This is a genomic window from Duncaniella muris, assembly GCF_003024805.1.
GTDB lineage: Bacteria > Bacteroidota > Bacteroidia > Bacteroidales > Muribaculaceae > Duncaniella > Duncaniella muris.
Map to the genome: position 1 here is coordinate 64,513 of NZ_PUEC01000018.1, position 11,984 is coordinate 76,496.

The window sequence follows — 11,984 nt, forward strand, 5'->3', positions numbered from 1 at the left end:
AAACTCTTTGTTGCGGCAGTGACGCTCTTCGGTGCAGCCACCGCTGTCAACGCTAAAACAGTCAAAAACACCGATGGCAACGTGTCGTCTGACACTGAAACGGTCGCCGAACACGATATGACCGTGTACGGTGCAAACTACACCGATGGCGACAAATTCGACGGTCTTACTCGCAAAGTCGGTTTCGACCGAATGATTCCTCCTCATGCACTGGAGGTTTGCTACAACAAGACCACGCACATCATCTTCCCGGCAGAAATCACCTATGTGGACTTGGGCAATGAGAACCTCGTTGCCGGACTCGCCGACGGTGCGAAGAATGTGCTTCGTGTCAAATCGGCTTTCAAGTCTTTCAAACAGGAAACCAATCTTTCGGTTATTACGGAAGATGGTAGCTACTACACATTTAACGTGAAATTCGCCAAAGAGCCGTTGTTGCTCAGTATCGAAATGACCGATTTTCTCCATGACGGCGAAGCAGTGAACCGTCCTAACAATGCACAAGAGATCTATCTGGAAAAACTGGGTCAGGAGTCGCCAATGCTTGTAAAGCTCATCATGAAAAGTATCTACAAGCAGAACAAGCGTGAGATCAAGCACATCGGCAGCAAGCGTTTCGGTGTCCAGTTCCTACTGAAAAGCATCTACACCAACAACGGTTTGCTCTATTTCCACACCGAACTGAAGAATACCTCAAATATAGCTTTCGACATTGATTTTGTGTCGTTCAAGATTGTGGATAAGAAAGTTATAAAGAGAACTGCCATGCAGGAACAGGTGCTTGAACCGCTACGCGCCCAGAACTATGTGACGGTCGTACATGGCAAATCAACTGAACACACAGTGTTCGCTCTGGAGAAATTCACAATCCCTGACGACAAGCAGCTCGTTATCGAGGTCGCCGAAAAAGAAGGTGGTCGCCATCAGTCCTTTGTAGTCGATAATGAAGACATCGTAAGAGCCAACGTAATTGATGAACTTTCAATTCAGTAATCCAATGAGAAAAGCGATGATAATTTTCGCTGCCATGCTTGCCCTTTTCACAGGGCAGGCAATGGCTCAGCGAACACTTCCCGGCATGAGGTCGGTAGAAGTCAAGGCGAATATGGTTGACGGTTTCTATACCGGCTCAGCCCGCAACTGTGGCTATTCTTTCGGTGTCTATTACTCCGTTTTCAAAGGCAACAATGCCCACGAATGGGTCTTCGGGGGTGAGTATCTCCAAACCTATAAGTCTTACGGCGAGAAAGGTCGTATCCCCGTAGCTGAATTTACTGGAGAAGCAGAATATAATCTCCACCTTTACAGCAACTATACACAGTTCTTTCACCTCTATGGAGGAATCTCAGCTCTTGCCGGATATGAGACGGTCAACTGGGGTAAGACACTTTTATCCGACGGTGCAACACTCCACAACTCGGACGCCTTTATCTATGGTGGAGGGGTCAATCTTCAAGCCGATTTCTATCTCTCAGACAGAATCGCCCTCACTGCCAACCTCAAAGAGAGATTCATTTTCGGTAATTCAACGGGGCACTGCCATTTCTCCTACGGATTGGGCATTAGAATTGTGATGGACTGACAGGCTATGATATACACTGAGAAAGATATTCCGGGGATGCCGATTACGGCATTCTTGGATGCCCTTGGCGAAAAGTCAGTTGGCGGCTATGGATATTTGAAACTTTACTATGCTCCGTACCGCGATGATGCAGAGGCATTATTAGTGGTTGACACCAAAATGAATAATTGGTATGACCACGGGACTGATGAATCCGGTAATTTATATGATTTAGCGGAACTTACAGCAAGGGGCAACCATCGGAAGGATATTAACGGCTACATTGTCAAGATGATGAACGAGAATGAGATTGCCAAGGAAATGCTCACAAAAAGAGCCATTGAGCCACAGGTAATACACCTTGACATTGCCAAAATACCGCTCACTGACTTTATGAAGGCTCTGGGGCAAGAACATCCGGTAGCCGCTGACGGTGATTTGAGAATCTACAATACTCCCTACGATTCATCAGTCAAAGGCACTATGGTTGTCAACATCCGCACAAATCTATGGCGAGATACAAAAACAGGAGCCAACGGTGGAATCTACGACCTCGCGTATGAGTTGACTGGCTGCGCCAATAAGTCAGAACTCAACCGCTATATCGCCGGAGAAATGAACGCTTTTCAGAAAAAGCAGACTCCCAAACTGGAGGAAAAGCCGCCAAAACCTAAACGAAAAATGCGCCTATGAACATTGACACTATCCGGAAAATCCCGTTGGTGGATTTTCTCAACCACCTCGGCTATCAGCCGACAGGTCGTGACAGCAAAGGACTATGGTTCTACTCTCCATACCGCAATGAACGTAAGCCGTCGTTCCATGTCAACCCGCGCAAAAACCTATGGTTCGATTTTGGGAGCGGTGCCGGTGGCGACATCTTCAATCTTGCCGGAGAATTGACAGGCGAAACAGACTTCATCAAACGTGCGGAGTTCATCGCCCAAAAGATGCAGTTGGCTGTGGAGAAGCCCTACAAGCCAATGCCGTTCAAGGAAGAACCAACCTTTGAAAATGTTGAAATCTCCAGACTGGAGGCTCCGGCTCTGCTTAAATACCTTGCTGACCGTGGCATATCACGCGACATAGCCCAACGCTACTGCGTACAGGTTGATTACCGACTACATGGTAAAGATTACTATGCCATTGGCTTTGAGAATAATGCACATGGTTACGAACTCCGCAATGCCGCATTTAAGGGTTCTTATCCTCCGAAACATATAACCCATATAGCCAATGGCAACGCCCGATGCAATGTGTTTGAAGGCTTCATCGACTTTCTCTCAGCGGAACGACTCGGATATAATGACGGTACTGATACAATCGTGCTTAACTCCGTATCAAATCTGAATAAGGCCATTGTGCCACTGAGAGATTACAGCGTGGTGAGCTGCTATCTTGACAACGACAATGCCGGACGAGCTGCATTCGTCAAACTCCAACAGGAGTTAGGCGATAAGGTAATGGATAAGTCCGCACTTTACCCCAATCACAAGGATCTGAACGACTATCTAATGTCAATCTATCCCAAACAGACAACAAAATCAAAACTTAAACTCTGAAAAATGAAAACAATCCTCAATAGAATTGGCGCACTCCGCGTCACTCCCGCCCGTTTCTTCGGATGCTGGGCAGTCCTCTTCGCTCTCATGTTCTCCCTCACCTCATGTTCTAACGACCTCGATGTGCAGCAGTCATATCCCTTCACCGTGGAAGTCATGCCATACGCCGACAAAATCGCCAATGGCGAAACAGTCGAACTGCGTATGACCATCGTCCCCGAAGGGAACTACACCAACACCCTCTACACAATCCGATACTTCCAGTATGAGGGGAAAGGTACACTGAAACTTGTCGATGGCCCGACACTCGTCAACAATGACCGCGTCCTACTCGAATCCAAGCAATTCCGACTCAACTACACTGCTCACTCCTCAGAAAGTCACGAACTTCTGATAACGATTGAGGACAACTATGGGACTCGTTGGGAGCAAACCTTTGAGTTCAACAGCAACGACAGCAACGACAGCGACGACAACGGCGGCACGGGAAGTCTGGTAGTGACACCCATCAATCCCGGAACAGTAACACCCATCGGCAAATGAAGAAACTCCTGATACTCTTTATGGCATTGTTCTCCATTGTGGGGACAATGCCCGGCAACGCTGCCTCACAACGAACTGCCCCCGCAAAGGAGCAAAAAACAAAAAGAAGTATAATGGAACTGCCGCTCTTTGAGCGTGCAGTTCTCATAATCAAAAAGTTTGAAACACTCCATAAGCCGAAGCATTGGCCTTATTATCAAAAGTATAACGTTATCCAAAGCAATATTGACTATGAACATGTATATCATTGCACACCAATTTATCTTTAAGATAATATGTTTGGATAATATTAAACTATTGGCACAATTTATGTGTTAAAATGATAAACTTCTAAAATTTACAGCCAAGACTACCTCAATTTCCTCTTTCGATGAACTCATCCGGAATTGTTCAAGACAAATGGATGAATCAGGCTATTCCCCCGGCTGCGTAAAAGTCCATATGCGCCGATGGATACTCCATGTGTTGCCTTACCTTAAAAAGATCGGAGCAACGGCTTATACTTGTGAGATTGGGAGGCGGTTCCTATTTGAGACACTTCCGACACTTACTCCGTCCGCACAAAGACGGTATAAGCGAAGTATCAGAATATTAGATGCATTTCTCCAAACCGGTAACATACCTAAACATGCCAAACGTGTCGCAGAACCCCCATTACCCGGCGAAATAGGAGCTGTCTGCAAAGAATTCCTTGTCTATAAGATAGGACAACGTTGCCGGCTTATTACCGTCGAGAATTATCAGAGACTTCTCTCATACTTTGTGACATCATTAAATGTCAATGGAAAGACCACTTTTGCCCAGATAGAAGAGTCCGACATCATTGCGTTTCTCAATGTGGAGGAATCGAAAAGCAGCCGTCTTAGCACCATGAGGCAATTCTACCGGTATGTATCTAAAAGGCATCCCGACATAAAGGATATGACATATATCTTTGAGTTCATGCATTCGACGAGAACAAGTAGATTGCCATCGACATATGAAAGGGACGAAATTAAGGCCATAGAATCCCATGTTGATCGTAGCGGCCCGATAGGTAAGCGCACATATGCCATGCTCCTCCTTTCCACGAGGCTCGGTTTAAGGATTTCCGACATCATCGGACTTACATTCGACGATTTGGACTGGGACAGATCCATGCTGAATATCATTCAAGCGAAAACAGGTAGAACCGTTGAACTGCCTTTGTTGAAAGATGTCGGAGAGGCGATTGTGTCATATCTGAAAGTAAGACCAAAGACATCAAGCCCCAATATTTTCGTGACTCATGTACTTCCATATACCCCAATGAACCGATCCGGTGCAGCAAGACACATTTCAAATGTGATTGTGGGAAGCAACATACATACCGCCGGACGTAAACACGGGCCTCATTCAATGCGGTTTTCACTTGCGACCCGTCTGCTCCAGCAAGGGACAGGGCTCGTGTGCATCTCTGAAACGCTGGGCCATAGTGGGACTGACGTGACAATGAACTACTTGCGCATAGACATCAATTCATTGACACGTTGTATGCATGATGTGCCACAAGTGGATGATAATTTTTACAATCAATCAAACGGTGGATTTTATGAATGAGAACAGGAAATACACCAGCGTGTATGCACCGTATCTGGAACGTTTTGTAGCCATGAAGGATGCCGGCGGTCTTAGTCCCCGCAGCGGACTCTATGACGCATTGCGTCTTTTTGACCGATTCGCCACTCAGGAAAGTATCCCTAATGTAGAGCTGAGGGCAGAAACAATAGCCCATTGGGTTGAGAAAACCATGTCCGGGAACAAGCCCGCAACAATATATGAGAAGATTAGCGCCATCGGTCAGTTCTGTAAATATCTTATCAGACTCGGAATAAAATGCGAGGTGCCGGCATATCCCCGCAAACCCAAAAAGACGTATACGCCATATATCTATTCCAGAGAGGAAATACAGAAGATTTTTCGAGCAGCCGACGCCTTACGCCTTGGTTCGTTGCGCTATCATTCAGTAATATTTTCAGTCCCGGTTCTTCTTCGGCTTCTTTACTCGACCGGCATGAGAATCGGAGAGGCGTGCAGCCTGAAGAATTCAGATGTTGATATACAAACGGGTAAGATAACCGTCCGGAATACGAAAAACAGGCAGGAACGCCTACTGCCTATAATCCCTACGCTTCAATATGCAGTAACGCAATATCTTGATTATAGGAGAAAACTACCTGTCAAAAACATAGATAATCCCGACTCTTATTTTTTGGTGAATCTCAGGGGCGATAGGCTACATCCGAGCTGCATAGGCGCATGGTTCCATAAGATACTCAGGGATGCTGACATAAAGTACATACCCGGAATTGGACCGAGGATACACGACCTCCGACACACCTTTGCCGTGCATGCTCTTGACCGGATGGCAAAAGAGGGCCGTGATGTTTACTGCATCCTGCCGGTACTGTCCGTGGCGTTAGGGCACAAATGTGTCACCGACACCGAATATTATGTCAGAATCACCAATCAGGCATATCCAGACTTCTCCGAACTGACCACACCCATATCAGAATACGTATTCCCAACGATAAAAACAATATAGTTTATGAACAGGACAGAAACATATATAGCCAGATACATCGGAAACTTCTTTTCGGTCTACTTGTGTGCCGAGAAAGGTTGCAGTCCCCACACTGTAAGATCTTATGCCAATGCGTTGTCATCATATATTGATTTCATTGAAACGACACAACACATTCGTTCAGAACGTATCACCACGGCGTATGTCACAAAAAAACTTGTGCTTGAATACCTTTCATGGCTTGAGGATAAGAAAAATGTCTCGGTATCAACCCGCAATCAGCGGCTTGCCGCTATCCACTCGTTATGCCGATACCTGCAACGTGTTGATGTGCCTCATATTGACAGATGGCAGGATGTGTTGACCATAAAAACAAAGAAAGGTACTGCCAAGCCCATGTTGTTTCTATCAGTTGACGGAATCAGGCTGTTGCTAAACCAAATTCCAACAGACACAATCAGCCACCGACGAGATCTTGCCATGCTGGCACTGCTCTATGACACAGGGGCGAGGGTCAATGAGCTGGTACTTTTACGTCCCTGCGACCTTCACCTTGAAGAACCGGCGTATCTGGTTCTTCAAGGGAAAGGAAACAAAAACAGGGCGGTGCCGCTGCAAAAGAAGAACGTGGCACTACTGACCGAATACCTTAATGACAACCGTCTGCATCGGCCGGAAATGCAGACGGAACCATTATTTAAAAATAGAGTTGGAGGACGGCTCACATGTGCAGGGGTAACGTATATACTTATGAAATACATCCGAAAGGCTCATTCTGCCAATCCCGATTTAGTTCCTGTGAAACTGTCTCCGCATTGCCTACGTCACACAAGGGCAATGCATCTTTTGCAAGCCGGAGTGAATCTTGTATATATCAGAGATATTCTCGGACATGTCTCAATCCTGACTACTGAAATATATGCCCGTGCGGACTCCAGGCAGAAACGGGAGGCTCTGGAGAAAGCATACAGGGATGTCATCCCCGAGACTTCAGATGATGGATCGAGACCTTCTTGGGAAACAGACAGGAGTCTTAAAGAATGGCTTAAAAGGCTTGGTTCCAGAAATCATTAAATAATCAATAGCGATGACGCCTTATCCTGTCAATAAGAATCGCCGGGTTGATGCTTACTCCATCACATTTTAAAGTGATGTGAAGATGGGGACCAGTAGAACGACCAGTGGAACCGGCATTCCCAATCGAATCTCCCGCTAAAACCAAGCTCCCTTCGGACACAAGACACCGGCTTAAATGATAATACTCAAAAGCATACCGACCACTACGGACTATAACATACCGGCCCCTGCTATTGTCAAAACCCACCTCGGCAACCACTCCCGCGAACATTGCATATGTCGGTTCTCCGGCAACTGCTTTTAAATCCACGCCATTATGCCATCTGGATTTTTTTGTAAACGGATCTGTACGCCTCCCAAAATGGGATGTAACAATAATCTTTCTCAGTGGAGCTGACAAAATAGACCTTTTCTCTATATGTTTTGACAATGTAAGGGCTGATTTATTATCACAAGAATAACATCCAAAATCCAATGTATAACCATGAGTATAAAAGCTTTTTATATCATTATTTGGATAACGTTATACTTTTGATAATAGGGATTATCCATAGCTTTTGATAAGCCTTACGTTGGATATGGACACCAAGTTCAGCCGGGCGAACCCTACCGCCGTGGTTGTCAACTAACCGAAGCACAGGCTGATGCACTCCTTCGCAAAGACTATTCCAAATTCTGCGCACTGTACGAGAAATACGGCAAAGACAAAGTCCTTTTATCCGAAAGTTAGGATAACAGCACTTATCCCAACTTCATTATTATCCCAACCAAAGAGGTATATATCCTGTAAAACAGATTATTATATACGATTATGGTTGGGATAATAATTTGATATCTATATTTGTGTTGGCACTAAAGCCAAATACATATATGGACATAGAACAATTAAAATTTACCCACCAAAAGTTGCTTGCTCATTTGGAGAGTTGCAACTACAACAAAGTATATATAAAGGAGGTGAAGATAATCCTTGCTGCTTTGTTCGATGCAAAATCCCCAATCTCATCCTATGAAGACTACTGGGAACGCATTGTGAATAGCCGGAGATACACAAAGTTCACTTTGGATCTTAAGAAAATGTATCTCAATACAGTAAGAGCCTTTGATGAGTACGGCCATCTGCCGAATGGGCGTCCTTGTGCAAAATTACTTTTTTCATCCAATTACAAGAAACTCAATCCAGGTTACAAGCTTTTAATGGATGAATTCCGGAACAGGGCCAACATGGCCGAGGAAAATCTTTCCAAATCCGCCAAATACACTACGCTGGCATTGTTCTTATTGAAGATGCAGCTTGCTGGGGCGGTAATGTTGAATGAGGTAACAGACAAATTGGTCTTGGATTTTTTCATGACCGGAAAGCGAAAAGGTTCAAAACACACCCAGTCCCACCTCAGATTGGCATTGGACAAGATCCGAGACCTGTCACCTGACATTCCACGAATCATCTCGTTGTTGCCGAAGATGAAACCCAAGAAAAGGAACTATAACAATCTACGGGACTTTGAAGTGGAAGCAATCAAGGACTGTCTGTCCAATCCGTTGGACAATCGAATGACCCTGAGAGAGAAAGCCATAGTGGCTTTGGCTTTGTATACCGGTATGCGTGGCTGTGATATTGCAAACCTCAAATCCGGAGACATTGACTGGGAGAACGAAGAAATCAGGTTGATACAGGTAAAGACCGGGTACCCCCTTGTGCTGCCGTTGTCAGCCAATGTCGGCAATGCGCTGTTGATATATATCCTGAACGAAAGAAATGCGGAAGACCGTTCTGAATACGTCTTCCCAAGTAAAGTACAACCCGGAAAACGACTTTCATACAAAAGCATCGGGACTATAATATCCGGAGTCTTTGACAAACTTGGGCTGCGTCCCGGCGAAAGCCATCGCGGAATCGGTGTGTTCCGGCATAATCTTGCCACACGGCTTCTCGGAGCAGGCACAGAATCAGTCATAATAAGTGGCATTTTGGGGCATACCTGCCCTCAGGCAGTCGAAGCGTACGTTGACTCAGACATCACGCATCTTCGGGAACTGGGACTCAGCATAGAGAAGTATCCATTGCCTAAAACCTATACGGATGAATGAAATGAAGAATATCGGATGTATTGTTGAAGAATATACAAATCTTCTGACAAAGGAAGGGAGACTGGATTATGCAACCGGAATATATCTAAAGTCCTTTCTACGCTATTGTGAATCACACGGTGGTGTAATGAACGACATGTTGATAGCCGAATGGAGTCACAGACGCGATAGTGAAAAATACTATACCCACAGAGCCAGATGCATAATCATCAGAAGGCTGGTCCGACATATCGCCACGGAAACAGGGGTGCGGTTTTCGTTGCCGTCATACCCTCCGGATCCCGGCTATATACATAAGCCTATACGCCCCAAAGTCTGTGGGCTTCCGTTCCGTCCGAGTATCATATCCAAGATGCTTGAGACCTACCAATCCCATATAGAGGCATCGGGCAGGCTCAATAGCCGTACAATGGAGAGGCTCCGAAGGTTCAATGAGTTCTGCGCATCAAAATATCCGAATGCTAAAAAGCTGACAGCCTGCATTATTGATGATTTCTGCAAGCGCGGAGAAAAAGAGTCCGCAAAAAGCCGCAACAACAGGATCGGAGCCGTCCGTGAGTTTGTCAGGTTTGCCAATGGCAGAGGGTTCACGGCACTGCGACTGCCTCTGACCACCCCTAGAGCCAACCGTTGTACGTATACGCCACATCCGTTCACTCAGGAAGAATTGGCCGCGTTCTTTGCGGAGGCAGACTCGTTCACCCCATCAGCCACATGTAATGACATCCGAGCGTCGCTGGTCCGGCTTGAACTTCCGGTATTCTTCCGGCTTCTATACAGTTCCGGCATGCGAACCACCGAGGCCCGCCTTCTTGAACGTTGCAATGTTGATCTGATAGCGGGTGTTATCAATATCTGCCAAACGAAAGGCTATAATGAGCATCGTGTGGCATTACATGAATCCATGAGACAGGCCCTGGAAATATACGACAAGAAAATGGACGCCATCATGCCCGGAAGAAAGACGTTCTTTCCAAATGAATACGACAGACCGTATTCCGACGCATGGGTAAGCTCCAACTTCAAAAAGCTGTGGAAGCGGGTCAGTAATGATTATGCCCGTGCTTATGACCTGAGGAGCAACTATGCGGTGACAAACATCAACAAATGGTGCGGGGACGGTTCAAATTCTGATTGGGACAGGAAGCTGGTGTGCCTCAGCAGATCTATGGGACACAGATATTTACAGAATACAATATACTATTACAAACTCGTGCCGCTGTTCTCGGAAGAACTGGAGTCTGTTACCGGATCCGCTTACGATGAACTGCTGCCGGGGTTAAACAAATACTTCGAAAATGACTAAGGAACTTAAAGAACACATAATGGTGGGGGAAGCCATCAATGAATGGCAAGGGTACTATCTGACAGAAGTGAGAAACCTAAGCGGGAATGCAATCAGATCATACAGGAACGGACTTGGACTCTTCCTTGATTATCTGGAGTCAGTGAAGGGGATAAGGCGGGAGACTCTTGTCGGGGATTGTTTCCGAGTGGACACGATTGAAAATTGGCTTGCATGGATGAAAGAGGCAAAAGGCTGTTCACCGTCAACCTGCAACCTGCGTTTGGCGGCTTTGCGAAGCTTTATAGCTTTTTTATCTAGGAAAAATGTCGCGTTCATAAAGTATGGATGTAGTATCACATCGGTAAAAAGGATACGTCCGGTAAAAAAGCTGCCGGAGGTCATATCAAGGGAAACAATAAAAGCCTTGTTTGCATCAATAGACACAGGCTCCATAACAGGCAAGAGAGATTTTGCCCTGTTCAATGTCATGTACAGCACTGCAACACGTGTAGATGAAGTACTTTCACTAAAAATAGCCGATATCGCTCTTGGCAGTAAGAGTCCGTGCATAAGGGTGACAGGAAAGGGAAGCAAACGCCGTTGCATCTATCTTCTAAAAAGCGTGGCAAAAATCATCGGTCATTATATATCCGTGTTCCATGGGAAAGCCCCTGTTCCATCGGACTTTCTGTTCTTTCCAATCAACGGCAGGAGAAATACGAAGCTATGTCAGGAGGCAGTCTCAAAACGTCTTAAACTATATGCATCCAAATCACCAATGGTATCGGACAAATTCCATTGTCATAGCTTGCGGCATGCAAGGGCGACACACTGGCTGGAAGATGGTGTGAACATCGTACAAATCCAACGGTTGCTCGGACATGAAAGTATCGAAACGACCATGAAGTATGTCGGCATATCCAAAGAACAAATGATCAAGGCTCTTGCCATAATGGATGATGCCACTACAAAAAACATTGAAAAGCATTACAAAACATCCAAAGTCAAAAAATCTCTTGCAGCTGCCTTTGGTCTGAAGTAGCAAAAACTCAACAAAGTTTGATTGGACAATCAAATTATTATCCCAACCATAATCGTATATAATAATCTGTTTTACAGGATATATACCTCTTTGGTTGGGATAATAATGAAGTTGGGATAATATCTCTTATCCGAAAGTTAGGATAACAGCACGTCGTCGTATCTGAAGTTTGCGTTTTTCACCAGGCGCTCAATATTGCGTGCGGCCCTGTAGTCCCATTCTCTGGATAACAGCCAGTTCAGAAAGCTGTCAGGTGTCATTGTCTCGGCGAATGTGGC

General features: G+C 45.6%; 13 protein-coding genes. 12 read left to right on the forward strand and 1 reads right to left on the reverse strand.

Annotated elements, in window-relative coordinates; all coding sequences use genetic code 11:
* Nucleotides 1-117 precede the first annotated feature (117 nt).
* The 9 genes from traN (at nt 118) to C5O23_RS08760 (ending at nt 7,282) form a co-directional block, all read left to right on the forward strand.
* Complete coding sequence (traN, locus tag C5O23_RS08720) at nt 118-993, forward strand: conjugative transposon protein TraN (RefSeq protein WP_458692841.1); 876 nt, start codon at nt 118-120, stop codon at nt 991-993.
* Between the two features lie 4 nt (nt 994-997).
* Nucleotides 998-1,582: a conjugal transfer protein TraO gene (locus C5O23_RS08725; protein ID WP_107032558.1), complete on the forward strand. Its 585-nt coding sequence runs from the start codon at nt 998-1,000 to the stop codon at nt 1,580-1,582.
* A gap of 6 nt (nt 1,583-1,588) precedes the next feature.
* On the forward strand, nt 1,589-2,254 hold the full coding sequence (locus C5O23_RS08730; protein ID WP_123476828.1) for a hypothetical protein: 666 nt from the start codon (nt 1,589-1,591) through the stop codon (nt 2,252-2,254).
* Nucleotides 2,251-3,123, forward strand: a complete 873-nt coding sequence (locus C5O23_RS08735; protein ID WP_107032560.1) for a toprim domain-containing protein — start codon at nt 2,251-2,253, stop codon at nt 3,121-3,123. The genes C5O23_RS08730 and C5O23_RS08735 overlap by 4 nt, the downstream gene beginning before the upstream one ends.
* Nucleotides 3,124-3,126: 3 nt before the next feature.
* Nucleotides 3,127-3,666: a DUF3872 domain-containing protein gene (locus C5O23_RS08740; RefSeq protein ID WP_107032561.1), complete on the forward strand. Its 540-nt coding sequence runs from the start codon at nt 3,127-3,129 to the stop codon at nt 3,664-3,666.
* Entirely contained in the window at nt 3,663-3,935 is a 273-nt protein-coding gene (locus C5O23_RS14235; RefSeq protein ID WP_107032562.1) for a hypothetical protein, read from the forward strand. Before C5O23_RS08740 ends, C5O23_RS14235 begins: the two co-directional genes overlap by 4 nt.
* A 130-nt stretch (nt 3,936-4,065) precedes the next feature.
* Entirely contained in the window at nt 4,066-5,244 is a 1,179-nt protein-coding gene (locus C5O23_RS08750; RefSeq protein ID WP_107032563.1) for a tyrosine-type recombinase/integrase, read from the forward strand.
* Nucleotides 5,237-6,229 carry a tyrosine-type recombinase/integrase gene (locus tag C5O23_RS08755; RefSeq protein WP_161553579.1) on the forward strand — a complete coding sequence of 331 codons (993 nt, stop codon included), beginning with the start codon at nt 5,237-5,239 and terminating at the stop codon, nt 6,227-6,229. The genes C5O23_RS08750 and C5O23_RS08755 overlap by 8 nt, the downstream gene beginning before the upstream one ends.
* 3 nt (nt 6,230-6,232) lie before the next feature.
* On the forward strand, nt 6,233-7,282 hold the full coding sequence (locus C5O23_RS08760) for a tyrosine-type recombinase/integrase (RefSeq protein ID WP_107032565.1): 1,050 nt from the start codon (nt 6,233-6,235) through the stop codon (nt 7,280-7,282).
* A gap of 4 nt (nt 7,283-7,286) precedes the next feature.
* Here C5O23_RS08760 and C5O23_RS14655 read toward each other — a convergent pair whose 3' ends face one another.
* Entirely contained in the window at nt 7,287-7,595 is a 309-nt protein-coding gene (locus C5O23_RS14655) for a M23 family metallopeptidase (RefSeq protein WP_353957463.1), read from the reverse strand.
* 560 nt (nt 7,596-8,155) lie between these two features.
* On the opposite strand from C5O23_RS14655, the gene C5O23_RS08770 reads away from it, so the two are divergent.
* The 3 genes from C5O23_RS08770 to C5O23_RS08780 all read left to right on the forward strand — a co-directional run bounded on the left by C5O23_RS08770 (nt 8,156) and on the right by C5O23_RS08780 (nt 11,706).
* On the forward strand, nt 8,156-9,376 hold the full coding sequence (locus tag C5O23_RS08770) for a tyrosine-type recombinase/integrase (RefSeq protein WP_107032567.1): 1,221 nt from the start codon (nt 8,156-8,158) through the stop codon (nt 9,374-9,376).
* Between the two features lie 352 nt (nt 9,377-9,728).
* Nucleotides 9,729-10,682 carry a tyrosine-type recombinase/integrase gene (locus C5O23_RS08775; RefSeq protein WP_240597761.1) on the forward strand — a complete coding sequence of 318 codons (954 nt, stop codon included), beginning with the start codon at nt 9,729-9,731 and terminating at the stop codon, nt 10,680-10,682.
* Nucleotides 10,675-11,706 (forward strand): tyrosine-type recombinase/integrase, encoded by a 1,032-nt coding sequence (locus C5O23_RS08780; RefSeq protein WP_068959954.1) that lies wholly within the window; start codon nt 10,675-10,677, stop codon nt 11,704-11,706. The genes C5O23_RS08775 and C5O23_RS08780 overlap by 8 nt, the downstream gene beginning before the upstream one ends.
* Nucleotides 11,707-11,984 lie beyond the last annotated feature (278 nt).